The sequence below is a fragment of the Verrucosispora sioxanthis genome (assembly GCF_010560025.1).
Classification (GTDB): domain Bacteria; phylum Actinomycetota; class Actinomycetes; order Mycobacteriales; family Micromonosporaceae; genus Micromonospora; species Micromonospora palythoicola.
Genome location: NZ_SAIY01000001.1, coordinates 310206 through 334133 on the forward strand (window position 1 = coordinate 310206; position 23928 = coordinate 334133).

The 23928-nt window shown below is 71.3% G+C and carries 23 protein-coding genes and 1 riboswitch; of the genes, 8 read left to right on the forward strand and 15 right to left on the reverse strand.

Annotated features, from left to right (window positions below; translation table 11 throughout):
* Positions 1-81: 81 nt before the first annotated feature.
* The 8 genes from ENC19_RS01450 to ENC19_RS01485 form a co-directional block, all read right to left on the reverse strand.
* A complete protein-coding gene (locus ENC19_RS01450; RefSeq protein ID WP_164445343.1) occupies positions 82-1536 on the reverse strand; it encodes a sensor histidine kinase in 1455 nt (484 codons plus the stop codon).
* 10 nt (positions 1537-1546) lie between these two features.
* Entirely contained in the window at positions 1547-2203 is a 657-nt protein-coding gene (locus ENC19_RS01455) for a response regulator transcription factor (protein WP_164445344.1), read from the reverse strand.
* A gap of 85 nt (positions 2204-2288) precedes the next feature.
* Entirely contained in the window at positions 2289-2636 is a 348-nt protein-coding gene (locus ENC19_RS01460; protein ID WP_235944350.1) for a hypothetical protein, read from the reverse strand.
* Between the two features lie 101 nt (positions 2637-2737).
* Positions 2738-4495, reverse strand: coding sequence for a CDP-glycerol glycerophosphotransferase family protein (locus ENC19_RS01465; RefSeq protein WP_164445345.1), 1758 nt, complete (start codon positions 4493-4495; stop codon positions 2738-2740).
* A gap of 194 nt (positions 4496-4689) precedes the next feature.
* Positions 4690-6303 carry a DUF6077 domain-containing protein gene (locus tag ENC19_RS01470; protein ID WP_164445346.1) on the reverse strand — a complete coding sequence of 538 codons (1614 nt, stop codon included), beginning with the start codon at positions 6301-6303 and terminating at the stop codon, positions 4690-4692.
* Positions 6231-6473 (reverse strand): hypothetical protein, encoded by a 243-nt coding sequence (locus ENC19_RS01475; protein ID WP_164445347.1) that lies wholly within the window; start codon positions 6471-6473, stop codon positions 6231-6233. Before ENC19_RS01475 ends, ENC19_RS01470 begins: the two co-directional genes overlap by 73 nt.
* Positions 6449-7006, reverse strand: coding sequence for a hypothetical protein (locus tag ENC19_RS01480; protein WP_164445348.1), 558 nt, complete (start codon positions 7004-7006; stop codon positions 6449-6451). The genes ENC19_RS01475 and ENC19_RS01480 overlap by 25 nt, the downstream gene beginning before the upstream one ends.
* 188 nt (positions 7007-7194) lie before the next feature.
* Complete coding sequence (locus ENC19_RS01485; protein WP_164445948.1) at positions 7195-7794, reverse strand: TetR/AcrR family transcriptional regulator; 600 nt, start codon at positions 7792-7794, stop codon at positions 7195-7197.
* 219 nt (positions 7795-8013) lie between these two features.
* On the opposite strand from ENC19_RS01485, the gene ENC19_RS01490 reads away from it, so the two are divergent.
* From ENC19_RS01490 to ENC19_RS01505, 4 genes are all read left to right on the forward strand, one after another.
* Positions 8014-8910: an ABC transporter permease gene (locus tag ENC19_RS01490; RefSeq protein WP_164445349.1), complete on the forward strand. Its 897-nt coding sequence runs from the start codon at positions 8014-8016 to the stop codon at positions 8908-8910.
* A gap of 7 nt (positions 8911-8917) precedes the next feature.
* Complete coding sequence (locus ENC19_RS01495; protein WP_164445949.1) at positions 8918-9718, forward strand: ABC transporter ATP-binding protein; 801 nt, start codon at positions 8918-8920, stop codon at positions 9716-9718.
* A 150-nt stretch (positions 9719-9868) separates the two neighbouring features.
* Positions 9869-11374: a bifunctional cytidylyltransferase/SDR family oxidoreductase gene (locus ENC19_RS01500; RefSeq protein ID WP_164445350.1), complete on the forward strand. Its 1506-nt coding sequence runs from the start codon at positions 9869-9871 to the stop codon at positions 11372-11374.
* 36 nt (positions 11375-11410) lie between these two features.
* Complete coding sequence (locus tag ENC19_RS01505; RefSeq protein ID WP_164445351.1) at positions 11411-13108, forward strand: CDP-glycerol glycerophosphotransferase family protein; 1698 nt, start codon at positions 11411-11413, stop codon at positions 13106-13108.
* 118 nt (positions 13109-13226) lie between these two features.
* Here the strand turns inward: ENC19_RS01505 and ENC19_RS01510 are convergent, their stop codons facing one another.
* Entirely contained in the window at positions 13227-13874 is a 648-nt protein-coding gene (locus ENC19_RS01510) for a DUF4360 domain-containing protein (RefSeq protein ID WP_164445352.1), read from the reverse strand.
* A 471-nt stretch (positions 13875-14345) separates the two neighbouring features.
* Between ENC19_RS01510 and ENC19_RS01515 the strand changes: the two genes are divergently transcribed.
* Positions 14346-14996 carry a DUF4360 domain-containing protein gene (locus ENC19_RS01515; protein WP_164445353.1) on the forward strand — a complete coding sequence of 217 codons (651 nt, stop codon included), beginning with the start codon at positions 14346-14348 and terminating at the stop codon, positions 14994-14996.
* A gap of 109 nt (positions 14997-15105) precedes the next feature.
* Here the strand turns inward: ENC19_RS01515 and ENC19_RS01520 are convergent, their stop codons facing one another.
* Entirely contained in the window at positions 15106-15915 is an 810-nt protein-coding gene (locus ENC19_RS01520) for a class I SAM-dependent methyltransferase (RefSeq protein ID WP_164445354.1), read from the reverse strand.
* 182 nt (positions 15916-16097) lie between these two features.
* The gene (locus tag ENC19_RS01525; protein ID WP_164445950.1) at positions 16098-16409 is read right to left on the reverse strand and encodes a hypothetical protein; all 312 of its coding nucleotides are present in this window, start codon (positions 16407-16409) and stop codon (positions 16098-16100) included.
* A gap of 353 nt (positions 16410-16762) precedes the next feature.
* Between ENC19_RS01525 and ENC19_RS01530 the strand changes: the two genes are divergently transcribed.
* Both ENC19_RS01530 and ENC19_RS01535 read left to right on the forward strand, forming a co-directional pair.
* On the forward strand, positions 16763-17575 hold the full coding sequence (locus ENC19_RS01530; protein WP_164445355.1) for a helix-turn-helix domain-containing protein: 813 nt from the start codon (positions 16763-16765) through the stop codon (positions 17573-17575).
* Positions 17566-17766, forward strand: coding sequence for a DUF397 domain-containing protein (locus ENC19_RS01535; RefSeq protein WP_164445356.1), 201 nt, complete (start codon positions 17566-17568; stop codon positions 17764-17766). Before ENC19_RS01530 ends, ENC19_RS01535 begins: the two co-directional genes overlap by 10 nt.
* 67 nt (positions 17767-17833) lie before the next feature.
* Here ENC19_RS01535 and ENC19_RS01540 read toward each other — a convergent pair whose 3' ends face one another.
* From ENC19_RS01540 to ENC19_RS01555, 4 genes are all read right to left on the reverse strand, one after another.
* Positions 17834-18730 (reverse strand): C39 family peptidase, encoded by an 897-nt coding sequence (locus ENC19_RS01540; protein ID WP_164445357.1) that lies wholly within the window; start codon positions 18728-18730, stop codon positions 17834-17836.
* A gap of 226 nt (positions 18731-18956) precedes the next feature.
* A riboswitch (cyclic di-AMP (ydaO/yuaA leader) is annotated at positions 18957-19097 on the reverse strand.
* Between the two features lie 267 nt (positions 19098-19364).
* Complete coding sequence (locus tag ENC19_RS01545; protein WP_235944351.1) at positions 19365-20132, reverse strand: hypothetical protein; 768 nt, start codon at positions 20130-20132, stop codon at positions 19365-19367.
* A gap of 199 nt (positions 20133-20331) precedes the next feature.
* Positions 20332-20844, reverse strand: a complete 513-nt coding sequence (locus ENC19_RS01550; RefSeq protein WP_164445358.1) for a hypothetical protein — start codon at positions 20842-20844, stop codon at positions 20332-20334.
* Between the two features lie 110 nt (positions 20845-20954).
* Entirely contained in the window at positions 20955-22283 is a 1329-nt protein-coding gene (locus ENC19_RS01555; RefSeq protein WP_328824129.1) for an acyltransferase family protein, read from the reverse strand.
* A gap of 252 nt (positions 22284-22535) precedes the next feature.
* On the opposite strand from ENC19_RS01555, the gene ENC19_RS01560 reads away from it, so the two are divergent.
* On the forward strand, positions 22536-23861 hold the full coding sequence (locus ENC19_RS01560) for a polysaccharide pyruvyl transferase family protein (RefSeq protein WP_164445359.1): 1326 nt from the start codon (positions 22536-22538) through the stop codon (positions 23859-23861).
* Positions 23862-23928 lie beyond the last annotated feature (67 nt).

Consider the following 23928-nt stretch of genomic DNA (forward strand, 5'->3'; position numbering starts at 1 on the left):
TATGATCTGTGCGCTGAAAGATAGCACTCATACTACAACTAGCAGCAAACCTCGGTTGTCCTGCGGTGCACGGTGTTGCACTCAGGCCACTGCTGGCTGGGACGACGCCGGGTCGCTGGGTGCCGCTGGTTCGGCCTCGACGCCCGCGTCGGCGGGGTCGGCCGGCTCCGCCGGCTGCGGGAACCACAGCGCGGCGACCAGGCCGCGCGGCGAGTTCGGGTGCATGGTGAGCCGGCCGTCGGAGGCGTCAACGAGCACGGCGGCGATGGTCAGGCCCAGCCCGGCACCGTCGACGTTCTGCACCTCCGGTGCCCGCCAGAACCGTTCGGTGGCCCGACCGAGCTGGCTGCGGGTCATCCCCGGGCCGGTGTCGCGTACCTCGAGGGTCGTGCCGCCGTCGCGGGCCGCGACGGTCACCGTCACCTCGCCGCCCGCGCCGCTGAACTTCACCGCGTTGTCGATCAGCGCGTCCAGCGCCTGGTCGATGGCGGTCGGCACGGTACGGGCATAGGCCGGGCCGGAATCGGCCGCCAGCCGCAGGGTGACCGACCGGTGCCGGGCCAACGGCTCCCAGGCCGCGACCCGGGAGGCGGCCGCGGCCGTCGCGTCGACGGTGATCCGCTGGTTCTCGCGGCGCTCCGCTCGGGCCAGGGTGAGCAGCGCGTCGAGCAGCAGCGCGAGCCGGTCGGTCTCCTCCAACGCCAGCCGGTGCTCGGCGCGGCCCTGCTCGTCGGTGACGCTCGGCCCCAGCTCCTCCACCCGCAGCCGCAACGCGGTCAACGGATTGCGGAGCTGGTGGCTGGCGTGCGCGACGAACGCACGCTGCCGGTCCATCACGTCGGACACGACGTCGGCCATGTGGTTGAAGCTCGCCGCCAGGCGGCGCAGCTCCGGCGGCCCCAGCCGGTGCTGCACGCGGGCGCCGCGATCGCCCTCGGCGATCTCGTGGGTGACCGCGTCCAGCTCGGTGACCGGACGCAGCACCCAGCCGGCCAGCCCGAACGCGGTGAGCACGCAGGCCAGCACGGCCAGCAGGCCCAGCGCGGCGACAAGCGTCCACCAGGTGGCGACGGTACGCCGAACCCCGTCGGCCGGGGTCGCGGTGACCACCGCACCGAGGACCTCGCCGCCGTCGTTGATCGGCACCGCCACCACGATCGGCCCCTCGACCCACGGCCAGACCGAGTCGGGTCCGCTGGCCTGCTGCCCGGACAGCGCGACGTCGAGTGCCTCGCGGGTGCCCGGGGCCGGGCGCCAGCTCGCCGAGGCCACCACCTCCCGCCGGTCCCGGTCCACCACCGCCGCGCCGATGCCGTACAGCTCGTCGTAGCTGCCCAGCTCGTGGTCGAGCGGACCGGGCGTGCCGTCCCGCAACGCCGGCCCGGCCAGCGACGCGAACCGGGTGGCGTCGGCGAGCCGGTCGGCCCGCACCCGGTCGGTCTCCCGGGTGGTCAGCGTCACCGCCAGCGGCGTGCCCAGCGCCACCACCACCAGCACCATCAGCAGCAGATAGCTGATCACCAGCCGCCGTCGCACCCTGGGCTCCTCACTCGCCCCGGAGCCGGTAACCGACGCCACGGACGGTCTCCACCAGACGCGGGTCGCCGAGCTTGCCGCGCAGCGAGCCGACGTGCACCTCGACCGTGTGCCGATCGGTGAAGGTGGTGCCCCAGGCGTCGAGCAGGATCCGGTCGCGGGGCACCGCGACGCCGGGTTGCCGGGCCAGCGAGAGCAGCACGTCGAACTCCTTGCGGGTCAACGACACCGCCCGTCCGGCCACCGCCACGGTGCGGGCCGCCACGTCGATGTACACCGGCCCGACCTCGATCAGGTTGCGCTCCGGTGCCGCGTGCGCGGCCCGCCGCAGCACCGCCTCGATGCGGGCCTGGAGTTCCACCATCGAGAAGGGCTTGACCACGTAGTCGTCCGCGCCGAGCCGCAGGCCGAGCACCCGGTCCCGCTCCTCACCTCGGGCGGTCACCGCGATGATGCCGAGCTGGTTGCTGCGCCGCCGCAACTGCCGGCACAGGTCGGTGCCGTCACCGTCAGGCAGGGTGAGGTCGAGCAGCACCAGGTCGCAGGGGGCGGCGGAGAGCGCGGCCGCGACGGTGGCGGCGTGCTCCACCTCGTAGCCGCGACGGGTCAGGGCCGACGACAGCGCGGCGGCCACCCGTCGGTCGTCCTCGACCAGCAGGATGCGCACCCGGCCTCCCCGTTCGGTCTGCTAACCCGCACTAGATGGTGGCAGACGAGCGGCCGGGTGGACAGGCCCGGGCCCCGGGGGCGGTTCAGAGGCCGAAGGTCTCGTCGGAGGCGCCGTCGCGCACCCCGTCCACGAAGCCCTTGAATCCGGGATCCTCGTGGCTGGCCGGCACGGTGGCGACGACCTCGCCGGTGGCCTCGGTGACCGCGTCGATCAGCGGCGCGAAATCGATCTCGGCGTCGGCGAGGGTGTCGTCGTCGGCCTCCGCCAGGTTGATCACGTGCTGGACGTCCTCCGACGGCGTGTCGGGGTCGTCGGCCCAGTCGGCGCCGGCGCGGTAGCACTCGTCGTAGAGCGCGCGCTGGCTGTCGGTCCAGTCCTCGTGGTAGCTCTCCATGCCCATCCCCTCGCCGGCGGCCTGCCCTTCGAGCATGCCCGCCGGGGCCGTGGACCGGGCCGGTACCGGACAAAACCGGGTCAACGACGACGTGCCCGGGACGAGGGCTCGTCCCGGGCACGTCAGGTCGGTCGGTGTCAGCGGCAGAGCCGGCCGACCTCCTCGGCGAACCGGTCCATCGGGTTGGCGTCGGCCGGGCCGAGCAGATAGGTCTTCAGCTCCCGGCGGGCCTCGGTCATCGGGTCGTCACCGGCCCGGGTCACCGCCACGATCTTCTCCAGCTCCCCGCAGTCGGCGGCCAGCAGGTACGCCGCCCGGGAGGTCGGGAAGGACCGTCGGAACTCGTCCTCGGGCAGCCCGGCGGGGTTGGCCACCACGTACGGCCGCTGGCTCTGCACGAAGTCGGAGACCACGCTGGACACGTCGCTGACCAGCAGGTCGGTCTGGTTGAAGCAGTCGAACAGCGCCGGCACCCGCCCGGTGACGACCCGGTGTGCCGGACCGTCCAGGGTGCTCGCGTCGACGTCGCCACCGGCGGCGCGGATCATCGCCACGATTCGCTCGTGCACCGCCTTGGCCTGCTTGGACCGGCTGCCGGTCAGCGGGTGCGGCTTGTAGACCACCCGCACCCCCGGCCGGACCGCCAGCAGGCCGGCGATGATCCGCTCACCCATCAGCACCAGCGAGGTGTGGTACGGGTCGTCGTCGAGCCAGCCCTCCCAGGTGGGCGCGTAGAGCACGGTGAAGGGCCGCTCGACCGACTCCGAGCCGAAGGTGTGCACCCCGGCCAGCTGCGGCCGGCCGATCTCCACGATGTCGGCGTCCAGGACGCCCACCCCGGCCCGCGCGTACCGTTCGCGCCCGGCCAGCCCGGCGACCCAAACCTCGTCGTAGACCTTGCTGTACGGGTTGACGCTCGCCGCCTTGTCGCTGTCACCGTGGCCGACGAACACGTGCTTCATGCCGGGTTCACGCAGCATGTGGATGTTCGGGCCGACGTTAGCCGCGTACAGGGTGGTCCGCAGGCTGCTCTTGTCGAGATTCATGAAGTCCGGTGCGGCCGGCACGCAGATCACCGGCAGTCGGGTGTCGGCCAGCTCGAGGAACGCCTCCTTGCTGCGCATCAGCACCACCGCCGGTCGGCCGAGCGCCTCGATCGGGGCGAGCCACATGTTCGCCTGGTAGACGTCCTTGGCCGGACCGGCGAAGTACAGCGCCACCTCGGGGCGGTCGCGGTCCAGCCAGCGCTGCACGGCCGGCAGCAGCGGGCTCTGGCCCGCGCCCCGGCCACGCAGCCAGGTCACCATGACCACGCCGCCGACCAGCGCGGCCAGCCCGACGGCCACCGCGCCGGCCACGAAGACCGGTGCCGGCTCGCTCGCGGCCGCCGTGACGACCGCCCCCGGCAGCAGCAGCACGTTCACCCGGGGCAGCCGGTCGCCGACGAAACGGGTGGCCCACTCCGGCGGACGAGGTGCTGCGGACACCGGCCCCAGGTCGATGTTGCGCACCAGGGCCGAGAGGGGGTTACGCCTGTCGATCATGCGGTTGAACGCACCGGCGAAGACCGCGATCACCCAGACCGCGGCGGGCAGCAGGAGCAGCAGGGTCAGCTCCTGGTCGATCAGCGGCACCTCGGCGGCCACCAGCAGGACGGCCGACAGGTCGCGGCTGAGTTGGCGGTAGATCCGGCTGATGCCGACCTTGCCCAGCAGGTTCACCGTCGCCGGTGACCACCGCTCGACCGCGAACTCCCCCAGGACCGCCGCCAGGGCGGCGACCGCGAAGAGGCCGACCCAGCCGAGCGCGGCCGCGGCCAGCAGGATGAGATAGGACGCCACCAGCAGGGCGCCGCGCGCGGCGACCCCGACGCGTGCAGTCAACGTGCCGAACAACGAGAACGCTCCCTAAAGAGATCGATGACCGGCTGGATACGCCTCGACGGCCGCCAGCGTAGCTGCGACCTTAACGCGAATCGTCTCCGGGACAACGTCGGGGTATCCGGCACTTTCCCCCAAACCACCGGGCCCGACAGCGGGACGAGCACCCCGGCCGGGCAGAAACCGCCCGGCCGGAGTACCGGCCCAGGTCAGGCCCGACGCAGGCAGGTGACGGCGCCGGGCTGATCGGGCACGGGTGGGGGCCGCTCGGCGAATTCGAGGTAGCCCAACCGTTGGGCTGTCCGACGGGCGAAGCGGTTGCCGCTGTAGACACAGATCGTTCCGACGTCCAGCCGCTCCAACGCTCCGGCGACCTGCTCGCGGGTCGGTCGGCCCTCGGCCGCGCCACTGTTGGCGAACCGGGTAAGCAGCAGCCGGTCCTGGGCGAACTGCGAGTCCAGGTCGTACTCCACCAGGTAGAAGTCGCGCGGCAGGACCACCCGCACCCGGGTGGTCAGCATCGGTATGGCGCGCATGGCGGTCTCCGGCGCGAGAACGAGCCCGTCCGGACGGTCGAGGGTGGTGATCCACTGCGCGATGCCCAGCCGCTGTTGCGGGATCTTCCAGACCGGTTCGGCGTGCACCTGAACCCAGCTGCGCTCGGACCACATCGGCGTGGCGTAGGTGGCGAACGAGGCAACCATCGCCCCGGCCAGCACCACGCCGACAAGCGCCCGGACGCTGCGCAGCCGGGTCGGCAACCAGACGGTGCAGAGCAGCCCGATCAGCGCCGGCAGGGCAAGCAGCCACGGCACCCGCCACAACACCACCGAGATGCCGGTCAACTCACCGAGCCACTCCAGCACCCCCGGCAGCAGCAGCACGCTGAGCGTGAGGCCGCCGCCGGCCGCGAGCAACGCCGGGGTGCGGCGGCGGGCCAGCAGCGGGCCGCACCACAGGGCCAGGCCGGCGATCACTCCCACGATGCCGATCTGGAACGTGCGCTGGAAGGTCCGTTCGGCACCCCAGACGTTGACGTCCGCCGCGGCCTCGGTGGCGGATCCGACGAGCAACTGGGCGACGGCGACCACCCCGACCGGGTACGCGAGGGCCGCGACGCCGGCCACCAATGCCGCCTTCCACCGCCCCACCAGCAGCATCATCAGGGCCGCCCCGCCGACCAGCAGCGGCAGGATGATCGCGGCGGTGGTGGTCAGCCCGATCGCGGTGATCGACAGGGCGACGATCAGCACCAGGGCACGCCGGGAGCGCTCGTCGAACCACCGGGTCAGGTAGAGCCACATCAGCGGCACGACCGCCGAGACGAACATGCCCTTGCCCTGGTAGAGCCGGGGTAGGTGGAAGGTGCCCAGGGCGGCGTCGGGTCCGCAGACCAGGGCGAGGAAGGCCACCGCCACGGTGAAGGCGAGCACCGGGCGCCGGGGTGCCCAGCGCTGCACCAGCCGCCACAACGCCAGCACGGCGAGCACCGCCATGATCGGCAACAGCACGTACCAGGTCGCCGAGGCGGCCGGGAGGGAGAGGAGGCGGGCCAGCGCGCCCGCGAGCACCTCGACGCTGGCGACCGGGGGCTGCGAGGCCATCGGCGGCAGCACGTTCTCGCTGAACAGGAAGTCGTTGAGGGGAACCTGATCCCGCTCCGCCACCCACACCGAGCGGCCCACGTAGTAGATGTCGTCGGGAGTGTTGCGGGCCAGGTAGAGCGAGGCGACCGCGGCCCCGCCGGCGATCAGCAGCGCGTACGCCGACTGCCAGGCCCCGGCGACGGCGCCGCCGGGGTGCTCGCCGGGGCGACCCGCCACGTCCGCCAGGTGAGCAGTACCGCGCCGACCGCCGCGACGGCACCCGCCGAGGCCGGCACCCACCAGGAGATTCCCTCGCCGGCCGGCGTGCCGGCCACCCCTGCGGTGATCGCCGCGCCGGTGCCGATCAGCAGGACCAACGCCGTCAGCAGGCGCTGCGCCACCGGCATCCGTGGGATGTTCGCGCTGTCGGTCCGCGCAACCGGGTCACGCGTGGCCGTGTCCCGCGTCCGGGCTGCGGCGGTGTCGGGCGCTCGGTCGCCACCCGGCTCCGCCGGGGCGGCCTCGTCGACGCCGTTGATGTCGGTGTCGGTGCTCCGGTCCGGCGGCGCGAGGGCAGCGTCGGGGTGTCGCCCGTCGCCACGGTGGTGCCGGTGGGCCGGGCGGCCCGGCGACGGCGGCGCCAGCGCAGGGCGAGCCGGGTCGCCACGGCCAGCAGGGCCAGGGCCGGACCGGTCATCAGCCAGGTCCGCAGCGTCAGCGACGGGGCCAGGTCCAACAGCAGCGCCGCGTGGTAGAGCAGCGTCCAGAGGGCGAACGCGAGCACCGCACCGTCGGTCAGCACGGCGGGTATCGCGGCGAAGCCACGCCGGACACGGCCGGCCACCACCCGTACCCGACGGGGGCGGGCCGGCGTGGGGACGGTCGCCTCATCGGCCGTTGCCGGCTCGACAGCGGCGACGGCGACGGTCTGGTCGGTCATCGACACGGGCGTCCTTGTCGTCGTACGGGCGAATCCGGCGGGGCTACGCGCTCGTGCGCGGCGGTGCCCCGCACCACGATCCACACCGAGAGTAGTAGTCGTCGCGGGGCCGTCGAGTCGAGCCGACGCGCGGGGCGGCGGCCTGCCGGGGGGCCGTTCCGGACAGCCCTACCCACGGCGGCCGATGCTCAACCAGGGTCGGGCGCGGACCGTTGCCGGGGGACCGAGTCCTGGGCACCGAGCCCGGACGCCACCGACTCCACCAGTGCCTCCAGGTAGCTGTCGGTGACGGGGGTACGGGCGATGGCGATCCGCCAGTACAGCGGACCGACGATCAGATCGACGGCGACGTCCGGATCGGTGTCGGCGGGCAGTTCTCCGCGCCGCACCGCCCGGCCGATCAGCTCACCGGCGACCTCCTGCTGCCGGGCGCGCAGCACGCGTTGGAGAGTCTCGTCGATCGTCGGGTTGCGGGCCGCCTCGGCCAGCAGGTCGGGGATGATCTGCGAGGCCAGCGGGTGCCGCAACGCGTGCGCCAGGACCTGGAACAGCAGGGACAGGTCACCGCGCAGGGTGCCGGTGTCCAGCGCGGGCAGCCGGCGGCCGGCGGCGGCGGCCACCACCTCCAGCACGAGATCCAGCTTCGAGTTCCAGCGCCGGTAGATCGCGGTCTTGCTGACCCCGGCGCGACGGGCCACCGCCTCGATCGAGAGCCGGCCGTACCCGACCGCGGCGAGTTCCTGCATGAGGGCGCGCCGGATGGCCGTGGTGATTTCCCCACGGAGCACCGCCGCACCGGCTGGTGTGCGTCTCTTCTCGGCCGTCACCTGGGACTCTTCTCGACTGTCACGAGGGACAGCGTAGCGCAACGACGCTACGGTTGCGTCCCGACGCATTTCGGACTACTGTCCAGCCAGCGACCGGGGGCGGCGCTCCCGCACTGACCACGCTAGATTCTCTCGTCGCGAGACATAACGCCGGCACGACAGATCGGAGCGCCAATCCCCATGGCCAACCTGCTGGCCGACCCCGACTCCGGCCTCACCCCAGCTCAGCTGGCCGCCCGACACGGGCTGCGGGTGGCCGGCGAGCGGCCCTCGATCGGCGCCTACAGCGGCCAACTGTGGCGCTACCGGCATTTCATCTCCGCGTACGCCCACGCCAAGCTGACCGCCTCGTTCAGCAACGCGCGGCTCGGGCAGCTGTGGCAGGTGCTCACCCCGCTGACCAACGCGGCGGTCTACTTCCTGATCTTCGGTCTGGTGCTCGAACAGAGCCGCAACATCCCCAACTTCATCGCCTACCTGACCACCGGGCTGTTCATCTTCAACTTCACCCAGGTCAGCGTGCAGCAGGGCACCCAGGCGATCAGCGGCAACCTCGGTCTGATCCGCGCCCTGCACTTCCCCAGGGCCTGCCTGCCGCTGGCCATCACCGCCACCCAGTTCCAGCAGCTGCTCGGCTCGATCGTGGTGCTGCTGGCCATCGTGGTCGCCACCGGTGAGCCGATCACCCTGATGTGGCTGATGCTGGTGCCGGCGGTGCTGCTCCAGACGGTCTTCAACGCCGGGTTGACCATGGTGGTGGCCCGGCTGGGCGCCAAGGCCACCGACCTGAAGCAGGTCATGCCGTTCGTCCTGCGGGCCTGGATGTACGGCTCCGGGGTGCTCTACAGCGTCAACCTGTTCGCGGAGAACCTGCCGGGCTGGGCGACCGCGGTGGTGCAGTTCAACCCGATGCTCGTCTACATCGAGCTGGCCCGCATCTCCCTGCTGGAGAACACCCACCTGCTCAACGACTCACTGCCGCTCACCTGGCTGATCGCGCTCGGTTGGGCGGCGCTCGCGGGCCTCGGCGGTTACCTCTACTTCTGGCGCGGCGAACAGGAGTACGGCCGTGGTTAACCTGGAAATGTCCAATGATGTGACGGTGACCCTCCCCCGGATCCAGGAGCGGATCCCCACCGTGGTGGTGGACGACGCGCACGTCGTCTACCGGGTGCACAAGGGCGCCGCCGGCAACACCAGCCCGGTGGCCGCCTTCAAGCGGATGGTCACCCGCACCAACGCACCGAACGTACGCGTGGTGCACGCCGTGCGCGGGGTCACCTTCACCGCGTACCGGGGCGAGGCCATCGGGCTGATCGGCACCAACGGCTCCGGCAAGTCGACCCTGCTGCGGGCCATCGCCGGACTGCTGCCGGTGGAGCAGGGCGCGGTCTACACCCAGGGGCAACCGTCCCTGCTCGGAGTGAACGCCGCCCTGCTCAACGACCTGCCGGGTGAGCGCAACGTCACGCTCGGCTGCCTGGCCATGGGCATGTCTCCGGCGGAGGTGCGGCGCAAGCTCCCGGAGATCATCGAGTTCTCCGGCATCAACCAGCGGGGGGACTTCGCCTCACTGCCGATGCGCACCTACTCCTCCGGCATGTCGGCCCGGCTGCGCTTCTCGATCGCCGCGGCGAAGCAGCACGACGTGCTGCTGATCGACGAGGCCCTGGCCACCGGGGACAAGGCGTTCCGCAAGCGCAGCGAGCAGCGGGTGCGGGAGTTGCGGGAGAGCGCCGGCACTGTGTTCCTGGTCAGCCACCAGCTCTCCTCGGTACGGGACACCTGCGAACGGACCATCTGGCTGGAATCCGGCGAAATCCGGATGGACGGCCCAACTCCTGAGGTGCTGGCGGCCTACGAGGCATTTACGAACGGCAAGTAGAGTCTGGGTGAACCAGCGGCGTCCTGGGCCGCGTTGTCCCGTTGGGGCGACGCGGCCCGCGCGTTATGGTTCACTCCGTCGCCGTGTCGGCGGAACCTTCCGTTCACGTACCCCACCACTGTCATGCACCCCCGAGAGCGAGGACCGGCAATGACGCAGGACCAGACCACCGATCCGGGTACGACGCCGGAGGGCCGGGCGCCGTGGCGACCCTCACGGACGGTGGCGGTGGTGTTGGCCGGCGGCACCGGCACCCGGTTGGGCCTAGGCATCCCCAAGCAGTTGCTCAAGATCGCCGGTAAGCCGATCATCGAGCACACCCTCGCCGTCTTCGAGGCCGCGCCCGAGATCGACGAGATCATCGTGCTGATGGCCACCGGGCACGTCGCCGAGGCGCAGAAGATCGTCGACAAGGCCGGCTTCCGCAAGGTCACCAAGGTGATCGAGGGTGGCGACACCCGCAACGCCACCACCCGCGTCGCGCTGGACGCGGTCGGTGCGGGTGACTGCAACATCCTCTTCCACGACGCGGTGCGCCCGCTGCTCAGCGGCCGCATCGTCCGCGAGTGCGTGAACGCCCTGTGGACCTACTCGGCCGTCGACGTGGCCATCCCGTCGGCCGACACGATCATCCAGGTCGACGAGAACGAGTGCATCACCGACATTCCCGTGCGGGCCACACTGCGTCGGGGTCAGACCCCGCAGGCGTTCCGCTCCGGCACCATCCGCGAGGCGTACCGCCGGGCCGAGGGCGATCCCGACTTCGCCGCCACCGACGACTGCGGCGTGGTCCTGCGCTACCTCCCGGAGACCCCGATCAAGGTGATCGACGGCTCGGACGAGAACATCAAGGTCACCCACCCGGTCGACGTGCATCTGGCCGACAAGCTGTTCCAGCTGGCCGCCGCCAAGGTGCCCCGGCTCACCGACCACCGCGCGTACAGCGAGGAGGTCTCCGGCCGGACGATCGTCGTCTTCGGCGGCAGCTACGGCATCGGTCACGACCTGACGGAGCTGGCCCGCCGCTACGGTGCCCAGGTCTTCCCGTTCAGCCGCTCCAGCACCGGCACCCACGTGGAGCGCCCCGAGGACGTCGAGGCCGCGCTGCGGACCGCCTTCGAGGCCACCGGCCGGATCGACCACGTGGTGGTCACCGCCGGGATCCTGGAGAAGGGCGCGCTCGCCGAGATGGACCAGGAGACCATCGACCGGGTGCTCCAGGTCAACTTCGTCGGCCCGGTCACCGTCGCCCGGCAGGCCCTGCCCTACCTCCAGCAGACCAAGGGCCAGCTGCTGCTCTACACCTCCAGCTCGTACACCCGTGGGCGGGCCGACTACGCGCTCTACTCGGCCACCAAGGCCGCCCTGGTCAACCTCACCCAGGCGCTGGCCGACGAGTGGGCGGAGTTCGGCGTACGGGTCAACGTCATCAACCCGGAGCGGACCGCCACCCCGATGCGGACGAAGGCCTTCGGCGCGGAGCCCGAGCACACGCTGCTCGCCGCCGAGACCGTCGCCCAGTCGTCGCTGGACGTGCTGATCTCGGATCTCACCGGCCAGGTGATCGACGTTCGCCGTCCGCCGGGCGAGGCACCGGTCGCCGTCGCCGTACCCGCACAGACCGACCGGTCGGCAAGCGCCGCCGCCGTCGGCTGACCTCCGACCCACACGACCCGCGAAAGCGACACCGAGATGCGTGGTGAGCTGGTCCGGAAGTTGACCGCACGGGGCCTGGCCACCGGTGGGGCGGTCCTGGCGTTCCTGGTGCTCGCCCTCACCGGCGCGACCGCCTGGGGGCTCTGCCTGGCCGTGGCGGCACTTGCCGCCACCGTCTGGGAGCGCCGGGTACGACCCGGTGCCGACAACGTCGCGGAGACCACGCTGATCGCGGCGGGAGTGCTGGTCGGCTATGCCCGGCAGCTCGACGCCGGCTTCGATCCGGCGCTGGCCGCGACCGCTCTGGTGTTGCTGGGCCTGGTGCTGCTGACCGGTCCGCTGCGCCAGGCCGGGAACCTGGAGATCCGGGTCGCCAACCTGCCGGTACGGACCTGGGTGCCGCAGGCCGCGGCGATGCTCGGCGACGCCGTGGCCGCGCTGCTCGGCCTGCTGGCCCTGGCCGCCCTGGCGGGTCTGCCCGCCGCCGTGGCCCTGGCGGCGACGCTGCTGGTCGGTGGGGTCGCCGCAGCGGTCGCGCTCGGTCTTGCCCGGCGACGGTTCCGGCCGTCCCCGGCCGGGTCGGCGGTGGCTCGGGCGCTGCGCCGGCACCAGCCCGAGTTCGTGCTGCACTTCTCCGCCCCGCCCGGTTCCGAATATCAGGTCACCATGTGGCTGCCGTACCTGGCACGGATCGGCCGGCCCTTCGTGGTGATGGTCCGGGAGCCGGAGTTCCTGGCCTCGATCGCGGCGGCCACCACCGCCCCGGTGATCTACTGCCCCACCACCCGGAGCATGGACGAGGTGCTGGTGCCGAGCCTGCGGGTGGCGTTCTACGTCAACCACGGCGCCAAGAACAGTCACTGCATCAGGTTCACGCAGCTCACCCACGTGCAGTTGCATCACGGTGACAGCGACAAGGCCCCCAGCGCCAACCCGGTCTCGGCGATCTTCGACCGGATCTTCGTCGCCGGTGCGGCGGCCATCGAGCGGTACGCCCGCGCCGGGATCGACATCCCGGCCGAGAAGTTCGTGGTGGTCGGTCGTCCCCAGGTCGAGGCGATCGAGGTGCGCTCGCGGCCGGCGCGGGCCCTGACGAACCCGACGGTCCTCTACACCCCCACCTGGACCGGGCACAACGCCGACGCCGACTACTGCTCGCTGCCGGTGGCGGAGCCGCTGCTGCGACGCCTGCTGGACCGGGGGGCCACCGTCATCCTGCGGGCCCATCCCTACACCGCGCAGAACCCGGCCTCGGCCCGGCAACTGGCCCGGCTGCACGACCTGCTCGCCGCCGACCGGACCCGCACCGGGCGGGCGCACGTCTACGGTGCCGCGGCGAGCCGGCTCACGCTCACCGACTGCGTCAACCGCGCGGACGCGCTGGTCTCCGACGTGTCCGGGGTGGTCTCCGACTGGCTCTACTCGGGCAAGCCGTACGCGGTGACCGACATGGGCACCGACGGCGACCGGTTCGTCGAGCGCTTCCCGCTGGCCGCCGCCGGCTATGTGCTGCGCCGGGACATGGCCGACCTGGACGACGTGCTGACCCGACTGCTCGACACCGATCCGCTCGCGGAGGCCCGCTGGGTCACCCGCCGCCGCTACCTGGGTGACTTCCCCGTCGACTCGTACGCCGAGGTCTTCCTGGCCGCCGCCCGACGCGAGCTGGACCCGGCCTGGACCGCACCGGCGCAACGCGCCGCGGTCGCCGTGCCCTTCACCTCCGCCACCTGAGATCACACGCGGCGCGTCCCGCTCGGGATCCGGTGCCGGGTGGTCGTCGGATCCCGGGCGCCCGGTGAGGGTGGCCGGCGTCGCCGACCACCCTCACGAGCCGTTGGCCGGGGTCAGGTCACGGGCAGGGCTGCCAGGCGAGGTGGTACATCGTCTGGATGCTGCCGTCGGTCGAGTCCATCGTGAGGAAGTTCGTGTCCGTGGACCTGCCCCGGCTCAGGCGCAGCTCGGTGTTGATGTTCAGGTTGCGCAGCTCGCCGCAGGGGTGCCAGACCACGGAGGCGATCGGCACCTCGTCGGTCACCATCCAGTTGTCGTCGAGCGGAGCGGCGATGGGGTGGTTGCTGAAGGTGCTCTGCGTCATGCCCTGGAAGTAGTAGTTCGCCCGCGCCGAGGCGACGGCGCCCGGGTTGAGCAGCCCGTACCCGCGGTAGTCCACCTTGACGATCGCGAAGGTGTAACCGGCCGGGGCGTGCACCAGCACGTTGAGCTGGCAGTTCCGGCGCCCGTCGGTGACCGGGATGCCCGGGCCCGCCTGGACCAGGTAGTCGCTGTAGATGGTGGTGAAGGCGGTGTTGTCCGGGGAGACCGCGACGTCGGCGGTGCCCGGTCGGCATCCGGAGCCGGCCATCGCGACAAGGTCGATCACGACCTTGTCGGTGGGCGGGTCATCCATGATTCCCCTAGCGGACGCCGGCGTTCCCACGGTCAACGACGAAGCGAGTAGCACAAGCACCACGCCGCCCCGCGTCAGCAGTTTACGCATGAATCCTCCTCCGGTACAGGAAACGACGCCAGATGCGGAACAAGCTACGTACAGACATAGATGTGTGTCAACGTAATCCCCATTGTTTCACGGCGAACTGCAAACCGAATATTATTCGGCTCAGTTCGCCAGCTTTACGTCGTCCCACAGAGTGAGATCGCCGGAGGCTCCGACCGATGAGGCCACTTGATCAGGCACACACCCGTTGCGCAGCAACAGTTATAGAGGTTGATCTCCGCTTCCGGCAATTACGATCAAGCGCACACCCGTAATCGATCATATAGACGTGTGCTGATGCTTGCGGGTGCCGTACAGCGTCGCTAGCATCCTCTCGCAGAACGACATCCGAGTGCTCTCCATCACCACTCGCCACCGCCTGCACCGGGTCGGTAGGCGACGAGTCTCACGGCCGTTCGGCGAAGAAACACGCGTTGAATTCGGTGAACATCAACTGCATCCGAGAGGAACAGAATGACAAAGAACCTCGTCGGCGCGAGAACCGCGATCTTCGCCGTACTCGGCACGGTTCTCGCGTTGTCCCTGTCCGCACCGGCCCACGCCGCCCCAACCGGTTCCACGGCTGCGCCCGACAGCGAGATCACCGTCGAGGTGGTGGCCGCCAACGGCTCCGGCTGTTCGCCCGGCACCGCTCGTGTGGTGGCCCATCCCGACAACACCGGCTTCCGGATCCGGTACTACGACTTCGTCGCGACCGCCGGCCGGGGCGTCGAGGTCACCGACAGCCGGAAGAACTGCCAGCTCGGCGTGCTCGTCAACGTGCCGGCCGGCTGGACCATCGCCGTCGCCGCCGCCGACTACCGGGGCCGGGCCCGGATCCCCACCGGCGCGACCGGTCGCCAACGGACGAGCTACTACTGGCAGGGCTCGTCCGAGACCAGCCGCACCGACGCGACCTTCACCGGCCCCTACAACGGTTTCTGGGGCACCTCGGACGTCGCCCCCGTGCTGGTCTACACACCCTGCGGACAACAGCGGGTGCTCAACGTCAACACCGAGTTGAGAGTGGACCCGGGCACGGCCGGGTCGAACGTCAGCATGTCCATGACGACGACCGAGGGCGACGTCGACACCCTGTTCAACCTCAAGTGGGAACGGTGCTGATCCCCTGATCCGGCAGAGTCACCACGCCGAGCCACCCGGCGGCGGGCGCGGGCGAACAACCCGCCCCGCCGCCCTGGTTACCTGAGCGGAAACGGGCGCGGCGGGTAGATCAGTCGAGGCGTGCGGCGACCTGGAGGGTGTTCAGGTAGTGCTTGCGTATCGTCCCGGCCGGACGGGTGGCGATCAGCTGCCGGATCCCGTCGAAGAGGGTTCGCCGCTGCCAGGGCTCGGCGGCGATGTGATTGGAGTACGTGGACAGCACGGCCAGGTACTCGTCGGCGGTGTAGTCGCGGCTCCAGACGTAGCGGTGCACGGTCGGGCTGGCGAAGAACCCGCTGCCCGCCATCGCCGCCGCATCGGGGGCCGCGATCGTCTCGGGTGGCTGCGGGCCGCCCTGCCCGTCCCCCATGCCCACCTCGGCGTAGATCCGCTGGACCTGCCGGAAGAAGTCGTCGCCACCTGCCGGTGACACGTGCTCGGTGGCCACGATCGCCAGGTGGCCGCCGGGACGCAGCAACTCGGCCGCCCGGCGGTAGGCGACCTCCGGGTCCAGCCAGTGCCACGCCGTGGCGGCGAAGACGAGGTCGAACGGCACGCTCTCGTCAGCTTCCCACCGCTCGAAGGGCGCCACCAACACGCGCACGTCGCCCCGGCCGGCGAGTACCCGACGCGCCACGGTGGCCAGTTCCCGTCCCGGCTCCAGGCCGACCACCTGCCAGCCACGCGCCAACAGACCACGGGTGGCCTTACCGGTGCCCGTACCGACCTCCAGCGCCCGGGCCGGCCCGGCCACCAGGCCCGTCGTCTCGGCCAGGTCGGCGAACAACGCCTCCGGATAACCCGGCCGGGCCTGCTCGTACAGTTCGGCGGCCGTGTCGAACGTCGTGGCCAGCCCCGCGTACGGTTCCTGCTCCCCCATGATGTCCCCTCGCAGGTGTCAGACGTCGCGGCCGATGTCACAGGTGATCGTCGCACCACCACGACCAGCCGCCCCCACGCCACTCCCACCCACTCGCCGCCCGAGATCTTGGAACGTTTCCGTCTTTCGCGAACGGAAACTTTCCAAGATCTCGGGTTCTCGCGCTGGGCGGCGACGGGGTGCTAGGTGGGACGGCGGGTCCAGGCCATGAAGCGGGTGAAGAGGGTGGTGGGTGTCGGGCCGTCGTGCGGGTTGAGGCGGTAGAGGTCGCGCATCGCCTCGTACATCAGGCCGGCGAGGTAGATGGACAGGCCGGGCAGGTTCCCGTCGTATTCGACCCGCAGCAGCAGCCGGGCCTGACCGCAGGGCCAGGGCTGCCCGTCGACGCGGCAGCACCAGATCGGCCGCAACGGGGTGTGCGGCACCTCGTCACCACAGGTGGAGGGTCGCAGCGGACGCGGACCCCGCTCGGGAGGGAAGAGCCGGGTGGTGATCGCACCCGACCGGCCCACGGTCACCACCGGCCCCCGTTGACCCGCCGTTGCCACCCCGGTGAGGACACCGGCAGCAGCGTCGTCGGGCACAGGTAGCGGGCAACCCGGGTACGCACATCGACCTCCCAGTCAGTGATCGGAAGGGGCCGCCCGGACACGGGGGAAGGCGCACGGGCGGCCCCGGAGCAGAACCGCCCCGTCCCTGTCGGATGGGAGCGGCCCCGCTGCGTGACAGTCTGGTGAGGACACCACTACTGTCGGAAGGCATCGACGCTGGCCACGGTGGGTTCCGGGTGCCCCGAACCGGTCCCTGGCGGCCCCTTGGCGATCTACGTAGACCCGGTGGAGGGGACATGGAACGCGAGCAGCCTTCCGACCTGCACGAGTTGATCCGTACGCAGCTCCGCCGGCTGCGAGCCGCGGCCGGCATGAACCAGGAGGAATTCGGTCGGCGGACGAACTACTCGGCGTCGCTGGTGTCCGCTGTGGAGGTGGGCACCCGTCCCCTCGACCGGCCGTACGCGAAGCGGGCCGACGAGGTGCTTCAGACCGGGGGCATGTTCGAGGAGTTGCTGCGCACGGCGGAGGTGCTGCGCCAACCCTCGTGGTTCCTGCCCTACCTGGAGGCCGAGCGTAACGCCCGGCAGCTCCGCTGTTACCAGCCGACGCTGGTGCCGGGCCTGCTCCAGACCGAGCGCTACGCCCGCGCGGTGATCCGGACCGACGCCGCGCTGACCGAGGCGGGGGTGGAGCGTCGGCTGGCCAACCGGATGGCCCGGCAGGCGGTGCTGGAGCAGGACGACCCGCCGCAACTCGTCGCGGTGATCGACGAGGTGGTGCTGCGGCGGGTCGACGAGGAGCTGAAGGACGTGCTGGTCGAGCAGGTGCACCACCTCATGGAGCTGGCCACCCGGCCCAACATCAGCGTGCACCTGGTGCCCACCGGCGTCGCGATGCACGATGGACTGACCGGCCCCTTCATCCTGGCGAGGGGCGCGGACGGCGGCTGGGTGGCTAATCTGGACACCCAACTCGGCGGCGTCCTGGTCGACAAGGACGACGACCTGAGTGTCCTGCTGTCGAAGTGGGAGACGGTGCGCAACGAGGCACTGTCCGGCCGCCAGTCGATCGAGCTGATGAAGGATGTGGTGAAGCCGTGGATCTGAACGGCGCGACCTGGCGCAAGTCCACCCGCAGCGGCTCCAGCGGCAACGACTGTGTGGAGGTCGCCGACAACCTGACGGGCATCGTGCTGGTCCGCGACACCAAGGATCGCGACGGCGGCACGCTGGCCTTCACCCCGGCGGCCTGGGCGAGCTTCGTCGGCCAGGCGAAGCAGCGCGGCCCGCACGCCTGACGTACGTACCCGGAAGCCCTCGGCCGGCGGGCCGAGGGCTTCCGGGTGTGCAGCGGGACCGGTGCGATCAGGCCGAGTAGCCGCGGGTGGCGGCCCAGTTGGCCAGGTCGATGGTGCTGAGCCAGTACGACGGGTACGAGGCGTCCGCCGAGTCGGCGATCTTCACCAGCCGCCCGGAGTCCTTGTAGCCGACCACGGCGATGTAGTGCCCGCCGGGGAAGGAGTGCCAGCGGCCGTCGGTGTCGGTGACGGTGCCGGCGACGTTCACCACGACGCCCCGCCCGTCGCTGACGGCGGTGACGACGTCCGCCTGGAGCTGGTCCATCTGGGCCGGGCTGGCCGCACCGCCACGGATCATCGTGGTCTCGTACGGGTCGCCCTTGACGACGGCGTTGAGGACGCGGGTGGTGTCCTCGGCCGAGTTGGTGCCCGCGAACGTGGTGCCGAGCTGGCTGGCCAGGGCGTCCTGGCTGCGCGCGACACCGGCGGCGCTCAGCGCGTTACGCACCGCGGCGGGACCGCAGTAGTAGCCGTTGATCTGGGCCTGGTGGTCGTACGCCAGGACCTTCGAGGCGGGCGGCTTCGGTGCCGCCTTCTTGCTGGTCAGATCCGGGTCCGGGGTGGCCGAGCTGGGCTTCGGCGACGGCGAGGCGGTGGCGCTTGCCGGTGCCGGGCTGGCCGGCGCGGCGCTGCTCGGCGCGGCGCTGCTCGGTGCGGCGCTGCTCGGTGCGGCGGTCGACGGCGCGACCTCCGCCTGGCTCGGCGCGGCCACCGTGTCGCCGGACAGTTCGGCGGCGGTGGTGGCCTGCGCGGGGGCCGGGGTGTTCCCGGTGCCGGCGAGGGCGGCTCCGGTGCCGGTGGCCAGGACGAGGGCCACGGCGGATCCGGCAACGAGCTGATAGGGGCGTTCGCTGACCAGCCGGCGGAGCCGGCGGGAAAGGGTGTGCTTCACGGATTCCTCCACGGGCTGAGGGGAGAACGGCACACCGGCTCCGGCGGTCGGGTCGGCAACGGGACGCCGACGACCGCCCGGGCGAGCGGGACAGGCCGTTCAAGGGGTACGCCCGGAAGAACCCGGGCGGTGGCGATGACCGGGGTCAGCTCGCGGCGGTCGGGCCGGCGAGCACGGGCACCGCGGTGCCGTGGAGGCGGGGGAACGGGGGAATCACATCGGACTGCACGAGGGTTGGTACTCCTTCCGTCACCGCCGACCGGGTTAGCTGACGGATTCGGGCGGGAAGTCGCCCTACCGCGGGCCGAGGCTCGCGGATTCACCCCAGTGGTGCAGTGGGTCCCCGGTTCGTGAGTTCACGATTGAGCGGGTCGGTACGGCGTCGCTTCCTGCGATCGGTTACCGCACCGGACGCGCTGACACTACTGGCCGGTTACCTCGAAGCCAACCCGCTCTGACCTGCTTAAACATGATCGAGCCAGGCAATTTTCGGGTACCCGGGAACTGGCGTCACTCAATGGGACCGACGGCATTCCGGGCACCTTCGGGTGACAACCGGACGGCAGGGGAAAATCTCGTCGGGGATTACTGCGGTAATCGTCTCACCTACGAACAGTGACCGAATTTCGAGCCAATGTGACCCAGCTCACGGAATTTCAGCCGAGCCGAGCCGGACGCCAGCGCGGGACCAGGTCGGGCCGCCCGGCGGTGGCTCGACCGGAGACGGGCGGTCGGGTCGGTCGGAGCCGCTCGGCGGCCGCGTACGCCTCGGCGGAGAGGCTGCGGGCCGCCTCGGTGGCCAGTTCCGCCGCCCGCCACAGGTCACGCTCCCGCTCGGCGGCCGATCGATAGGCGGCCAGACGGTTGTCGCGCACCACCCGGGCGAGGACCGCCTCCTGCTCGGCCGGGTGACGTCGGGGTCCCAACCGGACCGGTGCGCCAGCACGTCGGTGAGCTGTCGGGCGGTCAGGTCACCGCGCCAGTGGGCAGCCATCGCGGCCCGGTGCAGCCAGCGTTCCCGAGCCGCGTACTCGGCCGGGGTGCGCGGGGTGCGCGGGGCCGACAGCCCGGTGACGCCGGCCAGCCGACGGGCGGCGGCCTCCGCCTGGTCGTACGCGGCCCAGGCGCGGTCCAGCTCCGCCTGGGCCACCCGCCACGCCGTACGCCGTCGCTCGGCGTTCTGCCCGGCACCGGCTGCCGCGACCGCCACCTCCCCGGCGTATCGGCGCAGGTCGGCCTCCTCGGTCGCGGCGCGGACCGCATCCTGGTCGGTGGTCTTCTCCACCGGCCCGGCCGGCTCCGGGCGGGCGACCAGCACGGTGAGTACGCCCAGCGCGAGCACCAGCAGAACCGACCAGATGGCGGCGGCGCGTGGCACCTCGATCAGGAACTGGTAGAGAACGGTCTTCTCCATGTCGGCACCTCAGAGACATCGGTACGGCGTCGGTGGTCGTACCGGCAGCGGATGGCGTTGCGGCGCGGTTGCCGGGTTGGCGGGCGGTGCCGCCGGTCAGCGCGAGCATCGACGGCGCGACCGGCGGCGACGGGCTGGCCGTGCTCGGCGCCGAGGCGCGGCCGGGCGCGGTCTGGAGGCGAGGAAAGGGTCGCCAGGATCAGGCGTGCGGTGGGGCGCGGGCGACTCGGACACCCGTCACCCGAGCCGGCGACCCCCGCGTGACGCCGGCGGTGCCGCTGCCGAGCGCCGTCAGCCCGGGCTGGCCATCGGCCGCCGGTGGCATCGCGGGAATTCCGGACCCGGCGAAGTCACCGGCGTCCCGCGCGATCGGCGACCCGGTCGCCTCCGCCGCGTCAGCAGCGCGCGGTCCGGTGGACGACGCGGACACCCCGGCGAGGTCGGCGCCACCGGCACCGCGCATGGTCGGCGTCGCCAGGCCGACCGGGTCGAGGCCGGCCACCAGGTCGAGACCGGCCAGGTCGAGGGGCGCGGCGACTTCGTGGGCCAGGTCCGGTGCGACGGCGGCGGCCGGCGATGCGGCGGCGGGTGACTGGTCGGGCAGGGCCCAGGCGCCGAGGGTGAAGGCGGCGGCGACCGCGAGCCCGGTCAGCAGCCGCGCGGCCCAGCGCGCCAACCACCACAGCGGACGGGCGGGCGCGGCGGGAGGCACCTCGTCACGCTACCGCCACCGCCCGCCCGCACACACCGGTCCCCGGGCGTGTCGACCGTCCGGCGCGTCGGCCACGTACGTCGATACGCGCAGGTCAGCCCGGCGGCCGCCTACCGTCCCTGATGGACGGGGCGGTCCTGCTCCGGGCCGGTGGCGGGGTCCGGGTCGCTGCCACCGGACACCCGCTGGCGCGGCAGCCCGTCCACGACCGGTCCGCCCGGCGCGCCGGATCTCGGGGCACCGTTCGACTCCGTGGCTCGCGCCGTGCCACCCGGCGTCGTGGACCACCCGCCATCCGACGTCGCGGACCGCGCCGCGCCGTTCTGCCGGCCGGGTCGTGGCGGCCGGGACGGGGCCAGGCGGCGCATCATCGGCTGTTCCACGTACCGGTGCAACAGCGCGGCCAGTCCCAGGGTGAGCAGCAGGAAGCCGATCACCGCGACCGGGCCCCACCAGCCGGGCAGGCCCGTGCCCCAGTCGCCGGTCACCCGCAGGATCGTCATGATCACGAAGACGTGCACCAGGTAGAAGGCGAAGGAGACCTCACCCAGCCAGACCATCGGTCGGGAGCGCAGCGGTGAGCGCCGCCCGTGCACGTCCGCGTCGGCCGCCGCCGCGATCACCAGGACGTACGCCGCCGACAGCAGTGCCGCCCAGAATTCCGCCCGGATCCACTGAGCGGCCGCCACCCAGGTCACGACGAAGATCAGACTGGCCAGCGGCAGTCGTGGTCCCCGCCAGCGACCGCGCAGCATGAGTTCGGCGGCGGCCACGCCCATCCAGAACTCCAGCGAACGGACCAGCGGGAAGACCTGGGTGAACCACCAGCGACTCTGCTCCGGCACCAGCGCCTGCCCGGGCCAGAGCGCCAGCGTCAGCAGCGGCACCGCGATCACCACGGCCCACAGCAGCCACGGTCGGGCCCGTCGCACCGCCGGCAGCGTCAACGGCAGACACAGGTAGAAGAACAGTTCGCAGGAGAGCGACCAGCTGACGTTGTTGACGCTGTAGAAGTGGCCGGGCCGGGGATCCCAGGCCTGGACGAGGAAGAGGTTCTCCAGCGCCGCCACCGGGTTGATCGGATCGGCGAACCAGAGCATCGCCAGCATGGCCAGCGCCCACAGCACCAGGTGGTTCGGATAGATCTTGGCGAGTCGTCGTCGCCAGAACCGGCGGCGGGAAGCACCGGGCCGCATCGACCAGACCAGCACGAAGCCGCTGAGGATGAAGAAGAACTGCACCCCGGACAGGCCCAGGGTGAAGATCTCCCCCACCACGGCCTGCGGGCCGGGGTCGGCGATGATGCGCATGGTGCCGGCGTGGAAACCGAAGACCAGCAACGCGGCGATCCACCGCAGACCGGTGAGCGACGGCAGGCGGCTCGCGTACCCGGGCCCGGCGGCGGGCGTCGGTCGATCGACGGCGATGGTGCTGGTCACCCCGGAACCCTACCCACTGAACCTCGGTCCACCTGGACGGCGTGGCACGCAGGCTGTCTGCGGCCGGGCGGCGGTGGCGTACCGGACACACTCGGGCGCTGACCCACAGATCAGCACAGACCTTCCGCAACCGCCGCATGTGTCATCTGCCGGCCTCGTGGCCTACTATTCCGAGACCCGAGAGGTACACCACCCCGTCACCTGGCGACCCGCGGGCGTGGGCGGACGCACCGACGAGAGGCAGAGCCAGCGATGCACCAGCGGATCCTGATGCGAGCCCGCAAGGAGCCCTTCGAGGTCAACTCCCCGGAGGAGACGTTCGACCGGAACCTGATCGGTGACAACGTCGGCAACCTGGTGTTCAGCCACGCCGCACACAAGCTGCTGGGCGCGCCCGGCGTCGAGATCACGTCCAACCGGTTCGTGGTCAACCCGCGTGCCGCGGACCGGATCAACGAGAAGTACGACGTCTTCGTGGTGCCGCTGGCCAACGCGTTCCGCCGCAGCTACGCGCACCGGGTCGACGCGATGACGAACCTCATCGAGCGGCTGAAGATCCCGGTCGTGGTGCTCGGCGTGGGCGTGCAGACGAACGTCGACGGTGACCGGGAGTACCTGCGACCGATCGACGAGTCGGTCAGCCGGTTCTGCCGCGCGGTGCTCGACCGCTCGCACAGCATCGGGGTACGCGGCGAGATCACCGCGAGCTACCTGCGTACGCTCGGTTTCTCCGCCGTCGAGGAGATCGGCTGCCCGTCGATGTTCCTGCACGGGGACACCCTGCCGGTGGAGAAGCGCAAGGCCACGCTCGGCACCGACGACCGGATCGCGTTGACCGTCTCGCCGTACGTGAAGGCGATGGCGAAGATCATCCAGTCGCACCAGCAGCGCTACCCCAACCTGCGCTACATCCCGCAGGACCTGAAGACCCTGGGCACGCTGCTCTACGGCGACGCGCCAGAGGACCGGGGCAAGACCAGCGCGATCCCGCTGCACACCTCGCATCCGCTGTTCACCGAGGACAAGGTGCGGATGTTCGTCGACCCGTGGACCTGGATCGACTACCTCACCGGCTTCGACTTCAACTTCGGCACCCGCATCCACGGCACGATCGTCTCGTTGCTGGCCGGCACGCCCGGCTACCTGTTCGCCCACGACTCACGCACCCTGGAACTGGCCCGGTACTTCGAGATCCCGCACCGGGTCATGCGGGACGTGCCCAAGGACGTCGACGCCGCCCAGTTGTACGACGAGGCCGACTACTCCGGGATGATCAACGGGCACAAGGCGCGCTTCGCCACGATGCTCTCCTTCCTCGCCAAGCACGATCTGGGCAACGCCTTCGCCCACGGGGACAGCCCGGCGGCGTTCGACGCCCAGGTCCGCGCGACGACCTTCCCACCGGCGGTCCGGCCGGCGCTGGCGACCTCACCGGAGGTGCTGCTGCACCGGATCCAGTGGCTCTACGACCGGGACGTCGAGCACCGCGAGCAGCTCCAGCAGCAGCGTCCGGACCGGTTCCGCACCCGGATCAAGAAGGCCGTTCCGGCACCGGTACGCCGCATCCTCAGCCGTTAACCTGATGCCGGCCGGCTGTTCAATTACTGAACCGTCGCCGGTCACGTCAGGTTCCAGGTCTGTCCAC

What these genes read in the sequence shown, in the direction of transcription:
- ENC19_RS01460 (WP_235944350.1), bottom strand. Translation starts at nt 2,636, where the DNA reads ATGCTCGAAGGGCAGGCCGCCGGCGAGGGGATGGGCATGGAGAGCTAC.
- ENC19_RS01475 (WP_164445347.1), bottom strand. Translation starts at nt 6,473, where the DNA reads ATGCCGGTGGCGCAGCGCCTGCTGACGGCGTTGGTCCTGCTGATCGGC.
- ENC19_RS01480 (WP_164445348.1), bottom strand. Translation starts at nt 7,006, where the DNA reads ATGACCGACCAGACCGTCGCCGTCGCCGCTGTCGAGCCGGCAACGGCC.
- ENC19_RS01490 (WP_164445349.1), top strand. Translation starts at nt 8,014, where the DNA reads ATGGCCAACCTGCTGGCCGACCCCGACTCCGGCCTCACCCCAGCTCAG.
- ENC19_RS01495 (WP_164445949.1), top strand. Translation starts at nt 8,918, where the DNA reads ATGTCCAATGATGTGACGGTGACCCTCCCCCGGATCCAGGAGCGGATC.
- ENC19_RS01500 (WP_164445350.1), top strand. Translation starts at nt 9,869, where the DNA reads ATGACGCAGGACCAGACCACCGATCCGGGTACGACGCCGGAGGGCCGG.
- ENC19_RS01505 (WP_164445351.1), top strand. Translation starts at nt 11,411, where the DNA reads ATGCGTGGTGAGCTGGTCCGGAAGTTGACCGCACGGGGCCTGGCCACC.
- ENC19_RS01510 (WP_164445352.1), bottom strand. Translation starts at nt 13,874, where the DNA reads ATGCGTAAACTGCTGACGCGGGGCGGCGTGGTGCTTGTGCTACTCGCT.
- ENC19_RS01515 (WP_164445353.1), top strand. Translation starts at nt 14,346, where the DNA reads ATGACAAAGAACCTCGTCGGCGCGAGAACCGCGATCTTCGCCGTACTC.
- ENC19_RS01520 (WP_164445354.1), bottom strand. Translation starts at nt 15,915, where the DNA reads ATGGGGGAGCAGGAACCGTACGCGGGGCTGGCCACGACGTTCGACACG.
- ENC19_RS01530 (WP_164445355.1), top strand. Translation starts at nt 16,763, where the DNA reads ATGGAACGCGAGCAGCCTTCCGACCTGCACGAGTTGATCCGTACGCAG.
- ENC19_RS01545 (WP_235944351.1), bottom strand. Translation starts at nt 20,132, where the DNA reads ATGGAGAAGACCGTTCTCTACCAGTTCCTGATCGAGGTGCCACGCGCC.
- ENC19_RS01560 (WP_164445359.1), top strand. Translation starts at nt 22,536, where the DNA reads ATGCACCAGCGGATCCTGATGCGAGCCCGCAAGGAGCCCTTCGAGGTC.